Below are 19,687 nucleotides of genomic sequence, written 5' to 3' on the forward strand. Positions count from 1 at the left end.
TAAGTGAGATTAAATTATGTTATGGAGTATGGAAATGTTAATAAATCAGGCTGAGTATTTAGACACTATACATGAAATCAAGGCTACAATCAAAAAAGCACAGTATCAGGCAACATTAAAGGTCAATACTGGATTGATATTGCTGTACTATCACATTGGGCATGTCATTAATAAGCATAAAGTCTGGGGAAATAAGTTCATTGAGAATCTATCCCTTGACCTTCGACTGGAATATCCTGATGCCAAGGGTTACTCTGTAAGAAATCTCAAATATATGGCCAAATTTGCCGAATCTTATCCGGATAAGGAATTTGTGCAACAGGTTGTTGCACAAATTCCCTGGGGCCATAATGTGGTCATACTGGATAAGGTGGTTATGGCAGAAGAACGCACATGGTACCTAAAGCAGTGTGCTGAAAGTGGCTGGTCACGCAATGTGCTGGTTCATCAGATAGAGAGCAATTTGTATGCCAGACAGGCCACTGCTGGTAAAATCAGTAATTTTGAAAATAGGCTTCCGGCACCGCAGAGTGAACTGGCCACCCAGATGATGAAAGACCCCTATATCTTTGACTTTATACCCTTCAAAGAGGATATGCTGGAACGAGATATAGAGAATGCCATGGTAGCTGAAGTGACTAATCTGTTGCTAGAGCTGGGGGCTGGTTTTGCATTCCTGGGCAATCAGTACCACCTGAATGTAGGTGGCGAAGATTTCTACCTGGATTTGCTCTTCTACAACTTGAAGCTGCGTTGCTATGTGGTCATCGAGCTAAAGACAGGAGACTTCAAGCCGGAGTACGCTGGCAAGCTGAACTTCTATCTGACAGCGGTAGACAATATCCTGAAGACAGAGCAGGACGCTCCCACTATCGGCTTGCTTCTGTGCAAGAGCAAGAATGACTTGATTGCCGAATATGCCTTGCGGGACATCAACAAACCTATTGGTGTCAGCGAATACAGGATAACAGATGAAATCCCGGAGAAATTCCGCCAGCAGCTGCCATCTATTGAGGATATTAAGAATCGCATTGGGAAGCCAAAAAATCAGCAAAGTTTATAACTCGGAAGAAGATGTCCCCCACCTCTATAGGTGGGGGTGGCGAATATCATAACAGGCGGGAGCGCATATCTCCCGCCTCGTTGAAAGGCCAAGAGGAAGCTTTGTCTATCGACAAAGCTGGAACAATGGCCTTATAACTCGTAGAAAATGTCTTAGGGGAGCTGCCGTCAAGGTTTGAAAGCAACGGGGCTGTTGCATAAGTGTTAGAACACTCATGCAACAGCCCCGTTCTTTGCCGATTTTATCGTCATCCCCCGACTGCTGATCCGTATGTTCAGCATTTATGTGGAGTTTTACCGTCGCTCCCCGACTACTAGCCCGTATGTCTAGCTTTTCTGTGGGATTTTTGTGGTGTCGGCTCACCTGTTCAATATCTATATTGTAAGAGATAGGAAGAAGCACGTCAATATTTACAGCTTTCTAGGGGATGTAATAGGGATGTATTCTCAATTAGTTTTTCCTTTGACAACTTTACACTTTTACAGTAATATATAAAACATACCTAAACGGTAGGTTATATGGTAAATAAGAGATAATTATGATAATAAGGGGATGAGAATTATGTTTAGAGAAGAAATCAGCTGGTACAGCACACGCCTGGAGCATCATATGAGCATTCGCATTTATGGGGAGAAGGGGACGCCGGTGCTGGTGTTCCCTACCCAGGATGCCATGAGCGATAATTTCGAGAACTTCGGCATGATCGATACCCTGAGCGGTTATATAGAGAGTGGCAAGATACAGCTTTTCTGTGTGGATACCGTGGATGCGGCCACCTGGTCCAACGTCTGGGGAGACAAGGGCTGGCGGGCTGGACGTCAGGAGTCTTATTACAATTATGTTGTGGAAGAAGTGCTGCCCTTTATCGCTGAGCGGAATGGCACGGGCATCCTGCCCATCGTGACAGGCTGCAGCCTGGGGGGCTTCCATGCAGCCATTCTCTTCCTGCGCCGTCCTGAGCTCTTTTCCGGCATTCTCTCCCTGTCCGGTGTCTATGATGCCAAGTTCTTCTTTGATGGCTGGCTGGATGGCACTCTCTATGAAAACTCCCCGGTGGATTTTCTGCCCAATATGCAGAGTGACCATCCCTATATCCAGCAGTACAGTGAAAAGCCCCTTATTCTCTGCGTGGGCCAGGGGGCCTGGGAAGATGAGGGCCGGCGCACTACCGCCATTATGAGGGATATCTTCCAGGCCAAGGGCATCAGGGCCTGGGTGGATTTCTGGGGCCATGATGTGAACCATGACTGGTACTGGTGGAAGGAGCAGATTCTCTACTACCTGCCCTATCTGCTGGGTGAAAAAGAATTGGAGGCTAACTGCTGATGAATTTTGTATTTATTTCTCCCCATTTTCCCAAGCATTATTGGAATTTCTGCGACCGCCTCCACAAGAATGGCGTGAATGTGCTGGGCATTGGTGACTGCCCCTATGATGAGCTGGACGAAAGGCTTCAGGAGGCCCTGACGGAATACTACTTTGTGCCAGACCTGTCGGATTACGACCAGATGTACCGGGCGGTGGCTTTCTTTGCCTTCAAATACGGCAAGATTGACTGGATTGAGTCAAACAACGAGTTCTGGCTGGAGCAGGATGCCCGCTTGCGCACGGATTTCCACGTGACCACCGGCTATCAGTATGATGAGGTGGGCCATATCAAGAACAAGTCTGCCATGAAGGAGTTCTATGCCAGGGCCGGTGTGCCTACGGCCCGTCTCCACAAGATTACGGATTATGAGTCGGCCCGTCAGTTCATCGAGCTGGTAGGCTACCCTGTCATCGTGAAGCCCGATGTGGGGGTGGGGGCCTGCGATACCTTCAAGCTGGAAAAGGAGGAGGACCTGCAGGAGTTCTTTGCCAAGAACCTGCCGGTGCCCTATGTGATGGAGGAATTTGTCACCGGGGATATCTGCTCCTATGACGCCATCATTGACGCGGACTCCAAGCCCCTGCTGGAATCCATGACGGTCTGGCCTCCTTCTGTTATGGATATCGTGCTGAAGCAGTTGGATCTTTCCTATTATACGGCAGCCCATGCACCAGTGGAACTCAAGGGGGTGGGCCGGGCCACGGTGAAGGCCTTTGATGTAAGGAGCCGCTTCGTGCATCTGGAATTCTTCCGCCTGACCCAGGCCAAGCAGGGCCTGGGTGAGGTAGGTGACTTCGTGGGTCTGGAGGTCAACATGCGTCCGGCTGGCGGCTACACGCCGGATATGATTGACTTCGCCCACTCAACAGATGTGTACCAGATTTGGGCGGATATGGTGACGGATAACGTGAGGAAGCTGCCGGACAGCGGCGAGCATTGCTACTGCGTCTACGCCAGCCGCCGTGACTGCCACAACTATGCCCACAGCCATGAGGAAATCCTGGAGCGCTACGGCGAGGCCATCGTCATGTGCGAGCGCATGCCGGAGATGATGGTGCCCCAGATGGGCAACCAGATGTATACAGCCAGGGTGCCGGATTACGAGGCCACCATGGAGTTCATCCGCTTCGTGCAGGAACAGGTCTGAAATTGTTGAGGTGAGTCGCCTATGAAAAATCCCCTGCGTTACCAGGTTTCCGAATACGACTGCGGCCCCACTTCCTTGCTCAATGGTATATCATATCTCTTTGAGCGGGAGGAAGTGCAGCCGGAAATTCTCAGGAACATCATGCTTTACTCCCTGGACTGCTATGGCAAGGGGGGAGTCATGGGCAAGAGCGGCACCTCCCGCATGGCCATGATGTTCCTCTCCCGCTGGCTCTGCGGGGTGGGGAAGGCAGGGCTCCTGCCCATCGAGTGCCATTATCTCTCCGGCAGGTCGGTTTATCTGGGCAGCGAAAGCCTCATAGACGATGCCCTCTGCCGGGGAGGTGCGGTGGTCATGCGCCTCTATATGGATGGCGAGCACTATGTGCTGCTCACAGGGAAAGAAGGAGAGAGGATTTTCCTTTTTGACCCCTACTATATGGAGGAATTGCCCTTCGGGGAGGGCATTGAGTGCGACTTTCAGCATCCCAGGGAGTACAACCGCATTGTGCCCGTCAGCTGCTTCAACCGGGCAGGTGAGCTGCCCTACGCCCTGGGGGCGGTGGAGGAAAGGGAGGCGGTGCTCATCTTCGACACCCGCACCAAGCGCACACCTGAGCGCACCATTGAGTATTTCATTTGAATTTCTGATTTAGGGGAGAAGAATATGAAAGATGTACCTGCAGAAGTCTTGAGCTATATTATGGAGCTCCTGCGTGAGCTTTACTTCGGGGAAGTGGTTCTCATTGCCCAGAACGGCGTCCTCATCCAGGTGGAGCGCACGGAGAAGATGCGGGTACATCCCTGGACAGGCCTTACTAAGCCCCACCCCTGGACCTCAGAGACGGAAAAGAACCTGCGGGCCACCATCAAGCGTGAGCTGGCCAGCCTTTACTACGGCCGCCTGGCTATCGTGGTGAAGCAGGGCACGATTACTCATTTTGACCGTCTGGAGAAGCAGCGGTTTATGGACGGAGACGGGATCTGACATGATTGGATAACCTCTCGTGCGTTATTTTTTTAATGCATGGGAGGTTTTTGGTTTTTCATGGCGAACTAAAATATATAATTCTTAAAAATTACTTATATGATGGGGAGGAACGATTTATGGATAAATACATAGAGTCGCTTTGCTCCATAGCATTTATTGCCCCCCCCCCCGTGCACATCATTGCATGCAGACTGGACAATCGTCAATCATCAATAAACGGAATATCTGTGCCTATTTACTATGAACAGGACAACGTTTCGGCTGTCGGCTGAAATGTTGTCCTGTTCATATTTTTTTATAAGGCCATTGTTCCAGCTTTGTCGATAGACAAAGCTTCCTCTTGGCCTTTCAACGAGGCGGGAGATATGTGCTCACCGCCTGTTATGATATTCGCCACCCCCATCTATAGAGGTGGGGGACATCTTCTTCCGAGTTATAGATACGGAGTAGCTGATTTTATCCACTGCTCAGCAGAATTATTATGGGAGGTGCTGGTATGCTTTCTGTTAAATCAAAGTTGATAGCATTGCTGGTGTGTGCCTTACTTGTGGTTGCGGGGGCCGCTGGTGCTATGAGTGCAATCACCTTGAGAGAGACGGTCAGTAGGGATGCGCACAAGCTGATGCTCTTGGAGTGCAAGACGGGGCAGGAGAAACTGGACAATGAACTCAAAAGCGTGGAGCAGTCGGTGTTCATGGTTTCGACCTTTGTGCAATCAGATTTGGACGGTCTGGATGATGCGAAACTTCAGGCCCATCTCATCCGGGTCAGGGACATTTTCAATAAAATGTCCAGCAAGACCAGCAGTATCTTGACTTATTATTATCGCATAGATCCCGAAGTCTCCCGTACGGTCAAGGGCTTTTGGTATGTGCGCGGTCCGGAAGGGGTAAGGGAGCACGAGGTGACGGATATTTCCCTCTATGATACCAGGGATACTTCTAAATTGGTGTGGTTCACTGTACCCAAGAATATCGGCAAGGCTGTATGGCTGCCGCCTTATATAACAGAAAATCTGGGGGCGGAAGTGATTTCCTACAACGTGCCTGTGTATTATCAGGGGCAATTTGTAGGGGTCATCGGCATAGAGATAGATTACTCTGAAATGGCGAATATAGTCGGCAGCATAAGGTTGTACGACAAAGGCTATGCCTTTATCAATGATGAAGAAGGAAAACTCGTCTACCACCCTAAGATGGATATAGCCACTTTGGACGAGAAGCCTGCAGTGCCCAACGGCATCCTGAGTAATAGCAAGTTCGTCCATTACACCTATGAAGGGGTGGAAAAGGAGGCTGTCTGGTTCGAACTAAGTAACGGCCTGCGCCTGAATCTGGCTGTCCCGGTGGAGGAACTGGATGCTGACTGGCAAAGGCAGAGCATAAGGGTGGCCGTCACTTTAGCCGTTCTTTCTCTGGCGATGATCATACTCATCAAGATAGCAGTAGCTCAAATACTGCGCCCCCAATAAAATTGTGGAAAAATGCAGCTACATGATTGTGTTGTACTCCGACTACGGGACTGTAGGGCATTTGGTGGCTGAGCATATTTTCTCTTGCTTGTGCCGCGTCCCGGCAGGAAAGATGACCTGTTTCCTAGAAGTAAACAAGAAAGTCTTTACTGGGGGTGCTGATGGTGAAATGGTGGCTGAAGGCAGGGGTTGCCTTGGGAATCTTTGCAGCGGCGGGGCTTTTCTCTGGCTGTATAGGAGAACAGACCTCTGACAAGGGCAGTTCAAGGGCGAAGGCGGAGTTCCTGAATGTTTCTTACGACCCTACCCGCGAGCTGTACGCCGAGTTTGATCATGTTTTTGGTGAGAGATGGAAGCAGCAGACGGGGCAGGAGGTGGATTTCAATCACTCCAATGCCGGCTCAAGCATGCAGGCCCGTTCTGTCATTGGCGGCACGAAAGCTGATGTGGTGACTCTGGCTCTGGCTTATGATGTAGATGAGATAGCCAGGGCGGGGCTGATTGACAAGGACTGGAGCAAGAAGTTCCCGGATAACTCAGCCCCCTACACCTCTACCATCGTGTTTTTGGTGAGGAAGGGGAATCCCCAGAACATCCGGGACTGGGACGATCTGATCTGGCCTGGCGTGGAAATCGTCACGCCGAACCCCAAGACCTCCGGCGCTGCCCGTTGGAGTTATCTGGCGGCCTGGGAGTACGCCAGCTGGAAGAGTGAAGGCGATGAAGGCAGGATCAAGGATTTTATGCGGGAACTCTACAAAAATGTGGTGTCCCTGGATGACGGCGCCCGCGGCGCCACCAAGACTTTCATAGACCTGGGCAAGGGGGATGTGCTCATTGACTGGGAAAATGAGGCCCTGGCAGCGGTGAACGCCTATCCAGATTTTGAAATCGTGAGGCCTTCTGTCTCCATCCTGGCAGAGCCCAGCGTGGCGGTGGTGGATGCTGTAGTTGACAAGAAGGGCACCCGGGAGATAGCAGAGGAGTATATCCAATACCTGTATTCCCTGCCCGGTCAGGAGATTGCTGCGAAGAATTTCTACCGTCCCCGCAATATGCAGGTTTTTGCCAAATACAAGTCGAATTTCCCGGAGCTGAATCTCGTCACGGTGGACGAGGCTTTTGGCGGCTGGGATAAGGCTTATGAAAAGCACTTTGCCAGCGGCGGCACCTTTGACCAGATTTATCGCAGATAAAATGATAAAAACCTATTGACATACAGGGTGTAATAGTGTAACATAAGGGCATGTCAGAGATAACTGACATCTTCTTACAATTTAAGATGAGCTGACCAAAAAAATTGGAGGCTCCAGAAGCAAGACCCTATCGAAGGGAGCGCTTTTGGAGTCTCTTTTTGCAGAATGAAAGGGGATTTTACTATGAGCCAGTACAAATTTGAAACCTTGCAGCTTCACGTAGGACAGGAACAGCCGGATCCGGCAACTGATGCCCGTGCGGTTCCTATTTACCAGACTACTTCCTACGTTTTCCGCAATAGCCAGCACGCCGCTGACCGCTTTGACTTGAAAGATGCAGGCAACATTTACGGCAGACTGACCAACAGCACCCAGGATGTGTTGGAAAAGCGCATTGCAGCTTTGGAGGGGGGCACCGCAGCTCTGGCCGTAGCCTCTGGCGCGGCTGCCATCACTTACACCATTCAGGCTCTGGCTGCCAAGGGCGGTCACATCGTAGCCCAGAAGACCATCTACGGCGGAACTTACAACCTCCTGGCCCACACCCTGACGGATTTCGGCGTAGAAGCCACTTTCGTGGATGCACATAACCTGGCTGAGGTTGAGGGAGCCATCAAGGAAAACACCCGCGCCATCTATCTGGAAACTTTGGGCAACCCCAACAGCGATATTCCCAACATTGACGCTATCGCAGAAATCGCTCACAAGCACGGCCTGCCCCTGGTGATTGACAACACTTTCGGTACCCCGTACCTCATCCGTCCCATCGAGCACGGTGCAGACATCGTGGTACACTCCGCTACCAAGTTCATCGGCGGCCATGGCACTACGCTGGGCGGTGTTATCGTGGACGGCGGCACCTTCGACTGGAAGAAGAGTGGCAAATACCCCGGCATTGCCGAGCCGAATCCCAGCTATCACGGCGTTTCCTTCGCCGATGTGGCCGGCCCTGCTGCCTTTGTGACTTATGTGCGGGCCATCCTGCTGCGTGACCTGGGAGGGGCTATCTCCCCCTTCAACGCCTTCCTGCTCCTGCAGGGCGTAGAAACTCTCTCCCTGCGCCTGGAGCGCCATGCGGAGAATACCAAGAAGGTGGTAGAGTTCCTGGAGAGGCACCCCAAGGTAGCCAAGGTGAACCATCCTTCCCTGCCGGACCATCCGGACCATGCCCTCTATGAGAAGTACTTCCCCAATGGCGGCGCTTCCATCTTCACCTTTGAAATCAAGGGAGGCAAAGAAGCAGCCTGGAAGTTCATCGACAACCTGAAGATCTTCTCCCTGCTGGCCAATGTGGCTGACGTCAAGAGCCTGGTAATCCATCCGGCTTCCACCACCCACAGCCAGCTCACCGATGAGGAACTGGCCGACCAGGGCATCAGCCAGAGCACCATCCGCCTGTCCATCGGCACAGAGCATATCGACGACATCATCGCAGACCTGGAGAACGGCTTTGCAGCCGTCTAAAGAGGAGGCGTACATATAATGGCAAAAATCTATGAAAGCGTGGCAGAGCTGATTGGCGGCACCCCGCTTTTGAAAGCCAATAACTTCATCAAAGCAAATGACCTCAAGGCCAATATCCTGGTGAAACTTGAGTATCTCAACCCTGCCGGCAGCGTGAAAGACCGCATTGCCAAGGCCATGATAGAGCAGGCAGAGAAAGAGGGCAAGATCAACAAGGACACGGTCATCATCGAGCCCACCAGCGGCAACACGGGCATCGGCCTGGCCAGCTTTGCTGCCGCCCGGGGCTACAAGGCCATCCTCACCATGCCGGAGACCATGAGCGTAGAGCGCAGGAACCTTCTGAAAGCCTATGGCGCCCAGATAGTCCTGACCGACGGCGCCAAGGGCATGAAGGGGGCCATTGCCAAGGCTGAGGAACTGGCAAAGGAGACTCCTAATGCCTTTATTCCCTCCCAGTTCACCAATCAGGCCAACCCTGCCATCCATGAAGCCACCACTGGCCCGGAGATCTGGCAGGATGCAGATGGCAAGGTTGATGCTTTCGTGGCAGGTGTAGGCACCGGCGGCACCCTCACTGGTGTAGGCCGTTACCTCAAGAAGCAGAAGGCTGATGTCCATGTGGCAGCTGTGGAGCCGGAGACCTCTCCTGTGCTCAGCAAGGGCACGGCAGGCCCCCACAAGATTCAGGGTATCGGTGCAGGCTTTGTGCCGGAGACCCTGGACCAGAAAGTTTATGACGAAGTGCTGCCCATCGCCAATGAGGACGCCTTCAGATACGGCCGCCAGTTCGCCCACAGCGAGGGCGTGCTGGTAGGCATCAGCTCCGGCGCCGCTCTGGCTGCTGCCGTGCAGCTGGCCAAGCGTCCGGAGTTCGCAGGCAAGAACATCGTAGTCCTGCTGCCAGACACCGGCGACAGGTATCTGTCCACGGAACTGTTCAGCGAGTGATTGCAGCCTTACCTATGAGCCTTCCCTTTTGGGGAGGCTTTTTTTCTTGACATTTCCCTCTGTACCCTATAAAATTGTAAACAACTATTACCTACTAGTTTATTGGGTTTATAACGAGTACAAGATGTCCCCCACTTCTATAAGTGGGGGCGGTAACTTACTAACAGGCGGCGAGTTAATATCTCCCGCCTCGTGCGACGCGAAGCTAGTCCCTGAGGGAAAAGGCCAAGAGGAAGCTTTGTCTATCGACAAAGCTGGAACAATGGCCTTATAAGCAGAGAAAAAAGGAGAGCATTATGGCAGAGCTTTTGACGATAAAGAACCTCCGGGCGGGGGTGGAAGACAAGGAAATCTTGAAGGGCATTGACCTTAGCCTGGGCAGGGGCGAGGTACACGTGCTGTTGGGGCCCAATGGCTCCGGCAAGTCCACTTTGATGAACGTGCTGCTGGGGCATCCCAAGTATCAGGTGACTGAGGGCGCGATTGAATTCGAAGGCGAGGACCTGCTGGAGAAGGCTGCCTACGAGCGGGCAAGGGCGGGGCTGTTCCTGTCCTTCCAGTCTCCGGAGGAGATACCGGGCATCACCCTTGAAAACATGATCCGCACGGCGAAGCAGGCCATCACGGGGGAGAAGGTGAAACTCCTGCCCTTCCGCAAGGCCTTGAAGGCTGCCATGGAAGAATTGCAGATGTCCCCCGAGTATGCCCAGCGCTATCTCAATGTGGGCTTTTCCGGCGGCGAGAAGAAGCGGGCGGAGATACTGCAGCTCCTGATGCTCTCACCGAAGCTGGCTCTCCTTGACGAGACTGATTCAGGACTTGATGTGGATGCGGTGCAGGTGGTTTCCGCCGGGGTGGCGCGTTTCCAGCAGGAGAATCCCGACAGCTCCGTGCTGATCATCACCCACAACACCCGCATTCTGGAGAAGCTGAAGGTGGACAAGGTGCATGTGCTGATGGAAGGCAAGGTCATAGAGGAAGGCGGCCCTGAGCTGATTGCCTCTGTGAATGACCACGGCTTCACCCATCTGCTGGATGCGGAGGGGTGAGCTGATGGGAAAGAAAAAGACTTATGTGGAGGACATCGAGCGTGCCCTCTACGATATCAAGGATGTTGACCATAGCCTCTATAAGTCCAAGTCCGGCCTTACGGAGGAGATTATCCGGGATATTTCCAAGAGGAAGAACGACCCTGATTGGATGCTCCAGTTCCGCTTGAAATCTTTGGCAGTTTACAACAGCCTTTCCCTGCCGGCCTGGGGGCCGGATATTTCCGAGCTGGATATGGATGAGATTGTCACCTACGTCCAGCCGGATGCCAAGATGACCGGGGATTGGCAGCAGGTGCCTGAGGATATCAAGGACACCTTTGACCGCCTGGGCATCCCCGAGGCAGAGCAGAAGTCCCTGGGGGGTGTAGGTGCCCAGTATGACTCCGAAGTGGTTTACCACTCCATTCAGGAAGACCTGGTGAAGCAGGGGGTCATCTACACTGATATGGAGACGGCCCTGCGTGAGCATGAGGATATTGTCAAAGAATACTTCATGACCCTGGTGCCTCCCAAAGACCACAAGTTCGCTGCCCTCCACGGGGCGGTGTGGTCCGGCGGTTCCTTCGTCTACGTGCCCGAGGGGGTGCAGGTGGAGATTCCCCTGCAGTCCTACTTCCGGCTGAATGCGGCGGGAGCAGGGCAGTTCGAGCATACCCTCATTATTGTAGAAAAAGGGGCAGGGCTCCATTTCATCGAGGGCTGTTCCGCGCCGAGGCATAACGTGACCAATCTCCATGCAGGCTGCGTGGAGCTCTTTGTGAAGGAAGGGGCCCGTCTCCGCTACTCCACCATTGAGAACTGGAGCCGCAATATGATGAACCTGAACACCAAGCGGGCCCTGGTGGAGAAGGACGGCCTGATCGAGTGGGTCAGTGGTTCCTTCGGCTCCCATATCTCCTGCCTCTATCCCTGCAGCGTGCTCCACGGGGAGAACGCGCGCTGCGAGTTCACGGGAGTGACCTTTGCTTCCAAAGGCCAGAATCTGGACACAGGGGCCAGCGTCATACACGCCGCACCCCATACCTCCGCCAATATCAACACCCGCACCATTTCCAAGGCCGGCGGCGCTGCCACCTATAGAAGCGCCGTGAAGGTGACGAAAAATGCTCCCTACGCCAAGTGCTCAGTGAACTGCGAGTCCCTGATGCTGGACGATGAATCGAGAAGCGATACCCTGCCTGTCATGGACATTGAGGGCAAGGAAGCCAATATCGGCCACGAGGCCAAGATTGGCCGCATCAGCGACGAGGCCATCTTCTACCTGATGAGCAGGGGCATTGATGAAAACGAGGCCAGGGCCATGATTGTCAGAGGGTTCGTGGAGCCTATTGCCAAAGAACTGCCGCTGGAGTATGCGGTGGAAATGAATAATCTTGTTAATCTGGAATTAGAAGGGACAATGGGGTGACGAAATGGAAGCAATATCACAAGAAATCTTTTCCGCTATCCCCATGCCCACCTGGCGCTGGCTGGGGGTCAACGAGGCGAAAGTCCCGGCGGGGGTCAGTAGCAAGGAAACCAAGATAAAGAAAATCACGCTGCTGGCGGGGGAGAAGCGGACAGTCTCACGCAAGGAAACGGCTGGCAGCAAGGAATTGCATATCATACTGGAACCCTGGGCAGACCTGACCCTGGAGCAGGCAGTGCTCCTGGATGCTGGCAAGTCTTCGGCAACCAAGGTGAAGGTCACGGTGAAGGACGGTGCAAGGTTCAACTATACCGGGGCTTTCCTGGGGGGCAAAGAGGCTGTAACGGAATTGGAAGTTGAACTTTCAGGGAAAGAAGCCAAGGCTGATGTCTGGGCTCTTTATTTGGGAGATTCAGCCAACAAGCTGGACATGAACTACATTATTCGCCAGCAGGGCCGCCGCACCGAGGCCAATATGCAGGTGCGGGGAGCTTTGCTTTCGGGGGCGGAGAAAATCTTCCGGGGCACCCTGGATTTCCTGCAGGGCACCAAAGGCTCCGTGGGACGGGAGAATGAGGAAGTGCTGCTGCTGTCCGACGATGTGCGGAACCGCAGCGTGCCTCTCATGCTTTCCCACGAGGACGAAGTGGACGGCCACCATGCTGTGAGCGTAGGGCAGATGGATGAGGAGAAGCTCTTTTATCTGATGAGCCGGGGCCTCAGTCCTCAGGAGGCCAGGCGGCTGATGGTCACCGCTATCCTCCAGCCGGTGCTGGACCGCTTCTCCACAGACCTGCGGGAAGATTTGACGAGGGAACTGGAAGGGAGGCTTACCCATGAGTGAGCAGGATTTTCTGAGGGATTTTCCCCTTTTGAACAACAAGACAAACAGCATTGCCTACCTGGACAACGGTGCCACCACCCAGAAGCCTGAGTCCGTGATACAGGCCATCTGCGGCTATTACGGCGGCTGCAATGCCAACCCCCACCGGGGAGCCTATGCCCTGTCGGTGAAGGCTACGGATATCTATGAGAATGCCCGGGCCAAGACGGCGAAGTTCATCAATGCCAAACGCCCGGAGGAAATCATATTCACCAAGAATGCCACGGAAGCCTTGAACCTTGTGGCTTACTCCTACGGCCTTGCCAACGTGGGACAGGGAGATGAAATAGTCATCACCATCTCCGAGCATCACAGCAATCTGGTGCCCTGGCAGCATGTGGCGAAGGCGAAGGGAGCAACCCTCAAGTACATCTACCTGGAGGAGGACGGCAATCTCTCTCAGGAAGATATTGCTGCCAAGATCACAGAGCGTACCAAGATAGTGGCCGTGACCCAGGTTTCCAATGTCCTGGGCCTCAAGAATGATGTGAAATCCATCGTGCAGAAGGCCCACAGCGCGGGGGCGGCAGTAGTGGTGGACGGCTCCCAGAGCGTGGCCCACATGAAAGTGGATGTGCAGGACCTGGATGCGGATTTCTTCGCCTTCTCCGGCCACAAGATGCTCTCTCCCATGGGCATTGGCGTGCTCTATGGCAAGTATGAGATTTTGGATAAGATGAGTCCCTTCCTTTTTGGCGGGGATATGATTGAGTATGTGGAAGAGCAAAGCACCACCTATGCCGAACTGCCCTCCAAGTTTGAGGCGGGCACCCAGAACGTGGGCGGTGCCGCAGGCCTTTCTGCCGCCATCGACTATCTGGAGAAGATTGGCTTTGACCGCATCGAGGCCATTGAAAAAGATTTGGTGGACTACGCCCTGCCGAAGCTCAGGGAAATGCCCTTCATCGAGCTTTACGGCTGCGATAGCAAGCGGGCGAACAAGACGGGCATCATCACCTTCAACGTGAAGGACGTCCACCCTCACGATGTGGCCAGTATCCTGGACAGCCAGGGAGTAGCTGTGCGGGCGGGCCATCACTGCGCCCAGCCCCTCATGAAGTATCTGCGCCAGAATGCCACCTGCCGGGCCAGCTTCTACCTCTACAACACCCGGGAGGATGTTGACCGCTGGCTGGAAGCCTTGACCAAAGTAAGGAGGGTCATGCACCTTGAATGATTTGGAAGCCATCTACACGGAAGTCATCACCGAGCACAGCCGCTGTCAGGAAAACAAGCACCCCCTGACCTGTGCTACCTGCTGCCAGAAGGGACACAACCCTTCCTGCGGCGACGAGATAACCCTGGAACTGCAGGTGGAGGAGGGCAAAGTAAAAGATGCCGCCTTCACCGGGGCCGGCTGTGCCATCTCCCAGGCCTCCACAGATATCATGATTGACCTCATGCGGGGCAAGAGCGTGGAGGAGGCCAAGGGACTGACAGAGAAATTCATCGGCATGATCAAGCGTGAAATCACCGATGAGGAAGAACTGGAAGACTTGGACGAGGCCATCGCCCTCAAGAACATCGCCAATATGCCTGCCAGAGTGAAGTGCGCCCTGCTGGCGTGGCGGACGATGAGAGAAGCACTGGAGCATAAATGACAAAGAAGCTGCTTTCCTTGATGAGTGGAAAGCAGCTTCTTTTGATTCACAGCAGGTCCGTTAGCTTCTTATTATAGAAAAAGTCATGCACCAGTTGATTGTACTCTGTCCAGAGGGGGAGGGTCTTGCAGCCGCCCTGGCGGGCACAGTCGAAGTCCTTGCGGCTGAGGCAGGCCACAGGAGAGAGGGAACCTTCCATCAGTTCGATAATCTCGCCCACGGAGTATTCCTCAGGCTTGCGGCAGAGCTTGTAGCCGCCACCTTTGCCGCTGGCTCCCACCAGGAAGCCTCCTGTCACCAAATCCTTCACGATGATTTCCAAGTATTTCTTGGAAATCTCCTGCCGGGCGGCGATGTCCTTCAAGGGGATGAACTTTCCTTCGTCGTTCTCCGCCAGGTCAAGCATGACACGCAGGGCATAGCGCCCACGAGTGGAAATCATGTAATCAGCTCCTTCAGTTTTTACCTATTATACCTTAGGGTGAATAGGCTGGCAATGCTTAAAAATAATCCCGTAACTTTTTTAAAAAAGTTGTTGACAAACACCTTCGAGACGTGTATCATAATACAAGTCGCTAACGGGAGCGGCAAGCACGAAAGAGTTTCCTACAATATAAAAGAGAGCCTTGATTGGCCAGCAAAAATATTGAAAAAGAAATTCAAAAAAGTGCTTGACACTCCGAAAGAGACAAGATAAAATAAATAAGTCGCTTCAAGCGAGCGGCTCTTGAGAAATCAAGTTGTTCCTTGAAAACTAAACAATGCAAAATGAATCATGCAACATGATTCAAGCCAGATGTTAGTCAAACCTTTTGGTTTGAAATAAAACATCGATTGGTATGAACAACATAGCAATCGGCAATTTCTTTAACAAATGAGAGCTTGATTAAGTTCTTCAATACTTTATTGGAGAGTTTGATCCTGGCTCAGGACGAACGCTGGCGGCGTGCTTAACACATGCAAGTCGAACGGGCTTACGGATTCACCGTTGAGCTTTAAGAGGTAGATGCACTTCGAGCGTCGTGAATGCGAAGCATTCACCACACTATATAAAAGTGCTAACACAACTTAGGGTTGAACGGTGAAGCCGGAAGCTAGTGGCAAACGGGTGAGTAACGCGTAGGCAACCTGCCTCTAAGATGGGGACAACAGTCCGAAAGGACTGCTAATACCGAATGTTGTGAGTTTTCCGCATGGGAGACTCATTAAAGATGGCCTCTACTTGTAAGCTATCACTTAGAGATGGGCCTGCGTCTGATTAGCTAGTTGGCGGGGTAACGGCCCACCAAGGCGACGATCAGTAGCCGGTCTGAGAGGATGAACGGCCACATTGGGACTGAGACACGGCCCAGACTCCTACGGGAGGCAGCAGTGGGGAATCTTCCGCAATGGGCGAAAGCCTGACGGAGCAACGCCGCGTGAGTGAAGAAGGTCTTCGGATCGTAAAGCTCTGTCGAAGGGGACGAACGTGGGTTCTATCAACAACGGAACCTAATGACGGTACCTTTCAAGAAAGCCACGGCTAACTACGTGCCAGCAGCCGCGGTAATACGTAGGTGGCGAGCGTTGTCCGGAATCATTGGGCGTAAAGGGAGCGCAGGCGGGAAATCAAGTCCATCTTAAAAGTTCGGGGCTCAACCCCGTGATGGGATGGAAACTGGTTTTCTTGAGTGCAGGAGAGGAAAGCGGAATTCCTAGTGTAGCGGTGAAATGCGTAGATATTAGGAGGAACACCAGTGGCGAAGGCGGCTTTCTGGACTGTAACTGACGCTGAGGCTCGAAAGCGTGGGGAGCGAACAGGATTAGATACCCTGGTAGTCCACGCCGTAAACGATGAGTGCTAGGTGTAGGAGGTATCGACCCCTCCTGTGCCGGAGTTAACGCAATAAGCACTCCGCCTGGGGAGTACGGTCGCAAGACTGAAACTCAAAGGAATTGACGGGGGCCCGCACAAGCGGTGGAGTATGTGGTTTAATTCGACGCAACGCGAAGAACCTTACCAGGGCTTGACATTGAGTGAAAGGGCTAGAGATAGTCCCCTCTCTTCGGAGACACGAAAACAGGTGGTGCATGGCTGTCGTCAGCTCGTGTCGTGAGATGTTGGGTTAAGTCCCGCAACGAGCGCAACCCCTATCATTTGTTGCCAGCACGTTATGGTGGGAACTCAAATGAGACTGCCGCGGACAACGCGGAGGAAGGCGGGGATGACGTCAAGTCATCATGCCCCTTATGTCCTGGGCTACACACGTACTACAATGGGACGGACAGAGAGCAGCGAACCCGCGAGGGCAAGCGAACCCCATAAACCGTCTCCCAGTTCGGATTGCAGGCTGCAACCCGCCTGCATGAAGTCGGAATCGCTAGTAATCGCTGGTCAGCATACAGCGGTGAATACGTTCCCGGGCCTTGTACACACCGCCCGTCACACCACGGAAGTCATTCACACCCGAAGCCGGTGGGTTAACCGCAAGGAAACAGCCGTCTAAGGTGGGGGCGATGACTGGGGTGAAGTCGTAACAAGGTAGCCGTATCGGAAGGTGCGGCTGGATCACCTCCTTTCTAAGGATTACATTCCTAGGTCGTGGCATTTGGCTTTTGCATTGTCTAGTTTTGAAGGTACAACACCTTCAAATTGATCTTTGAAAACTACACAGAAGAATGAAATGTATCAATTTCAAATCCGGAAACAGTAAATGTTAAAGGTTTGAACGAACATTTTAGGATTCAAAAGCATAGACATCTGAAACAGATGAACTTAGTTGCTTTTTAAGTAGAGAGCCACATTTGAAGGAGCGTAAGCGACACGCAAATGTGTGCGAATCACTTACGCAAGCGAAAGCTTGTGAACATTAAGTTAAGCTACCAAGGGCATATGGTGGATGCCTAGGCGTTCCGAGTCGATGAAGGACGCGATAAGCTGCGATAAGCCAGGACGAGCCGCAAGTAGGCTTTGACTCCTGGATCTCCGAATGGGGCAACCCGATACGAGTCATGTCGTATTACCTACGCTAGGCGTAGGGGACACACCTGGTGAACTGAAACATCTAAGTAGCCAGAGGAAAAGTAATCAAAAGAGATTCCCCCAGTAGCGGCGAGCGAAAAGGGAAGAGCCCAAACCGGGAGACTTCGGTCACCCGGGGTTGTGGACCGGCATCAAGGGAAGAATTTCTAGCTGAAGCTTCTGGGAAGGAGCGGCACAGAAGGTGAAACCCCCGTAAGTGAAAGAGATTCCAACGGGCCGGTATCCAGAGTACCACGAGACACGTGAAACCTTGTGGGAAGCAGGGTGGACCACCATCCAAGGCAAAATACTACGGAACGACCGATAGCGCATAGTACCGTGAGGGAAAGGTGAAAAGGACCCCGGGAGGGGAGTGAAATAGAACCTGAAACCGTATGTCTACAAGCAGTCGAAGCACTTTATATGTGCGACGGCGTGCCTATTGAAGAATGAACCGGCGAGTTAATCTATGTGGCAAGGTTAAGCGGAAGACGCGGAGCCGAAGCGAAAGCGAGTCTTAACAGGGCGCAAGTCACATGGATTAGACCCGAAACCACAGTGATCTATGCATGGCCAGGTTGAAGCTCAGGTAAAAATGAGTGGAGGACCGAACCCGTGAGTGTTGAAAAACTTTGGGATGAGCTGTGCATAGGGGTGAAATGCCAATCGAACGTGGAGATAGCTGGTTCTCCCCGAAATAGCTTTAGGGCTAGCCTCAGGCGACACATACAGACGGTAGAGCACTGATCGGACGCGGGTCTGTAATGGATACCAACTCCAGTCAAACTGCGAATGGCTGTATGAGAAGAACCTGGGAGTCAGAGTGCGAGTGATAAGACCCGTACTCAAGAGGGAAACAGCCCAGACCGCCGACTAAGGTCCCCAATGCTGTACTAAGTGGAAAAGGATGTAGGACTTCATAAACAACCAGGATGTTGGCTCAGAAGCAGCCACCATTCAAAGAGTGCGTAATAGCTCACTGGTCGAGAGGCCCTGCGCCGAAAATATCCGGGGCTCAAGTACAGAACCGAAGTCGCGGCAGACGCAAGTCTGGGTAGGGGAGCGTTCCAAGGGCGTTGAAGGTTGACCGCAAGGACAGCTGGAGCGCTTGGAAGTGAGAATGCTGGTATGAGTAGCGAAACGGTCAGTGAGAATCTGACCCACCGAAAGCCTAAGGGATCCTGGGCAACGCTCGTCGTCCCAGGGTAAGTCGGGACCTAAGCCGAGGCAGCAAGCATAGGCGATGGACAACAGGCAAAAATTCCTGTACCGCATGGAACCGTTTGAGGATGGAGTGACGCAGCAAGGAGCTTGAGCCGGCGATTGGAAATGCCGGTCGAAGGCGGTAGGCTGGTGAGGAGGCAAATCCCCTCACTGCAAGGCCGAGAACTGATAGATAGGGATTCCTACGGGATGAACAAATTCAAGCGTACTACACTGCCGAGAAAAGCTTCTAACGAGGTGAAATGCGCCCGTACCAAAACCGACACAGGTAGGCGGGGAGAGAATCCTAAGGTGCGCGGGAGAACCCTCGTTAAGGAACTCGGCAAAATGCATCCGTAACTTCGGGAGAAGGATGGCCGGAGCTGGTGAAGCCACTTGCTGGTGGAGCTGGAGCCGGCGACAGAAGAGAAGCCCAAGCGACTGTTTACCACAAACACAGGTGCCTGCTAAAGAGAAATCTGACGTATAGGTGCTGACACCTGCCCGGTGCTGGAAGGTTAAGAGGAAGGGTCAGGCGCAAGCTGAAGCTCTGAATTGAAGCCCCAGTAAACGGCGGCCGTAACTATAACGGTCCTAAGGTAGCGAAATTCCTTGTCGGGTAAGTTCCGACCCGCACGAAAGGTGTAACGATTTGGGCACTGTCTCAACGAGGGACCCGGTGAAATTGAAATACCTGTGAAGATGCAGGTTACCCGCGACTGGACAGAAAGACCCCATGGAGCTTTACTGCAGCCTGACATTGATTTTTGGCATGTAACGTACAGGATAGCTGGGAGACGGAGAAGGTAGGCCGCCAGACTTACCGGAGTCATTGTTGGGATACCAGCCTTTGCGTGTTAGGAATCTAACTCCGGGATTAACAAAACC

The 19,687-nt window shown here is 52.8% G+C and carries 15 protein-coding genes and 2 rRNA genes (1 of these 17 cut by a window edge); 16 read left to right on the plus strand and 1 reads right to left on the minus strand.

Annotated elements, in window-relative coordinates; translation table 11 throughout:
• Positions 1-34: 34 nt before the first annotated feature.
• From P159_RS0106705 to sufU, 14 genes are all read left to right on the plus strand, one after another.
• The gene (locus tag P159_RS0106705; protein WP_029542638.1) at positions 35-1,063 is read left to right on the plus strand and encodes a PDDEXK nuclease domain-containing protein; all 1,029 of its coding nucleotides are present in this window, start codon (positions 35-37) and stop codon (positions 1,061-1,063) included.
• Between the two features lie 558 nt (positions 1,064-1,621).
• Complete coding sequence (locus tag P159_RS0106710) at positions 1,622-2,389, plus strand: alpha/beta fold hydrolase (protein WP_185753662.1); 768 nt, start codon at positions 1,622-1,624, stop codon at positions 2,387-2,389.
• Positions 2,389-3,579 (plus strand): ATP-grasp domain-containing protein, encoded by a 1,191-nt coding sequence (locus tag P159_RS0106715; RefSeq protein WP_029542642.1) that lies wholly within the window; start codon positions 2,389-2,391, stop codon positions 3,577-3,579. The genes P159_RS0106710 and P159_RS0106715 overlap by 1 nt, the downstream gene beginning before the upstream one ends.
• A 21-nt stretch (positions 3,580-3,600) precedes the next feature.
• On the plus strand, positions 3,601-4,221 hold the full coding sequence (locus P159_RS0106720; RefSeq protein WP_029542644.1) for a peptidase C39: 621 nt from the start codon (positions 3,601-3,603) through the stop codon (positions 4,219-4,221).
• Positions 4,222-4,245: 24 nt separating this feature from the next.
• Positions 4,246-4,566 carry a YezD family protein gene (locus P159_RS0106725; RefSeq protein WP_029542646.1) on the plus strand — a complete coding sequence of 107 codons (321 nt, stop codon included), beginning with the start codon at positions 4,246-4,248 and terminating at the stop codon, positions 4,564-4,566.
• Positions 4,567-5,065: 499 nt separating this feature from the next.
• Positions 5,066-6,040 carry a cache domain-containing protein gene (locus tag P159_RS0106730; protein WP_051650204.1) on the plus strand — a complete coding sequence of 325 codons (975 nt, stop codon included), beginning with the start codon at positions 5,066-5,068 and terminating at the stop codon, positions 6,038-6,040.
• A 161-nt stretch (positions 6,041-6,201) separates the two neighbouring features.
• Positions 6,202-7,236, plus strand: a complete 1,035-nt coding sequence (locus tag P159_RS0106735; RefSeq protein ID WP_029542650.1) for a sulfate ABC transporter substrate-binding protein — start codon at positions 6,202-6,204, stop codon at positions 7,234-7,236.
• A 183-nt stretch (positions 7,237-7,419) separates the two neighbouring features.
• Complete coding sequence (locus P159_RS0106740) at positions 7,420-8,700, plus strand: O-acetylhomoserine aminocarboxypropyltransferase/cysteine synthase family protein (RefSeq protein ID WP_029542652.1); 1,281 nt, start codon at positions 7,420-7,422, stop codon at positions 8,698-8,700.
• Positions 8,701-8,718: 18 nt separating this feature from the next.
• A complete protein-coding gene (cysK, locus tag P159_RS0106745; protein WP_029542654.1) occupies positions 8,719-9,651 on the plus strand; it encodes a cysteine synthase A in 933 nt (310 codons plus the stop codon).
• Between the two features lie 296 nt (positions 9,652-9,947).
• Positions 9,948-10,700, plus strand: coding sequence for a Fe-S cluster assembly ATPase SufC (gene sufC, locus P159_RS0106755; RefSeq protein WP_029542657.1), 753 nt, complete (start codon positions 9,948-9,950; stop codon positions 10,698-10,700).
• A gap of 4 nt (positions 10,701-10,704) precedes the next feature.
• On the plus strand, positions 10,705-12,111 hold the full coding sequence (gene sufB / locus P159_RS0106760) for a Fe-S cluster assembly protein SufB (RefSeq protein ID WP_029542659.1): 1,407 nt from the start codon (positions 10,705-10,707) through the stop codon (positions 12,109-12,111).
• A 4-nt stretch (positions 12,112-12,115) separates the two neighbouring features.
• Positions 12,116-12,955, plus strand: a complete 840-nt coding sequence (locus tag P159_RS0106765; RefSeq protein ID WP_029542661.1) for a SufD family Fe-S cluster assembly protein — start codon at positions 12,116-12,118, stop codon at positions 12,953-12,955.
• The gene (locus tag P159_RS0106770) at positions 12,948-14,171 is read left to right on the plus strand and encodes a cysteine desulfurase (RefSeq protein WP_029542663.1); all 1,224 of its coding nucleotides are present in this window, start codon (positions 12,948-12,950) and stop codon (positions 14,169-14,171) included. The genes P159_RS0106765 and P159_RS0106770 overlap by 8 nt, the downstream gene beginning before the upstream one ends.
• Complete coding sequence (gene sufU, locus P159_RS0106775) at positions 14,164-14,595, plus strand: Fe-S cluster assembly sulfur transfer protein SufU (protein ID WP_029542665.1); 432 nt, start codon at positions 14,164-14,166, stop codon at positions 14,593-14,595. The genes P159_RS0106770 and sufU overlap by 8 nt, the downstream gene beginning before the upstream one ends.
• Positions 14,596-14,641: 46 nt before the next feature.
• Here sufU and P159_RS0106780 read toward each other — a convergent pair whose 3' ends face one another.
• Positions 14,642-15,037 carry an Rrf2 family transcriptional regulator gene (locus P159_RS0106780; RefSeq protein WP_029542666.1) on the minus strand — a complete coding sequence of 132 codons (396 nt, stop codon included), beginning with the start codon at positions 15,035-15,037 and terminating at the stop codon, positions 14,642-14,644.
• A 461-nt stretch (positions 15,038-15,498) separates the two neighbouring features.
• Between P159_RS0106780 and P159_RS18520 the strand changes: the two genes are divergently transcribed.
• Both P159_RS18520 and P159_RS0106795 read left to right on the plus strand, forming a co-directional pair.
• Positions 15,499-17,154, plus strand: a 16S ribosomal RNA gene (locus P159_RS18520).
• 293 nt (positions 17,155-17,447) lie between these two features.
• A 23S ribosomal RNA gene (locus tag P159_RS0106795) occupies positions 17,448-19,687 on the plus strand (it continues 680 nt past the right edge of the window).
• The 16S and 23S rRNA genes sit together here, the layout of an rRNA operon.

It is taken from the genome of Selenomonas sp. AB3002, assembly GCF_000702545.1.
Lineage (GTDB): Bacteria > Bacillota > Negativicutes > Selenomonadales > Selenomonadaceae > Selenomonas_B > Selenomonas_B ruminantium_A.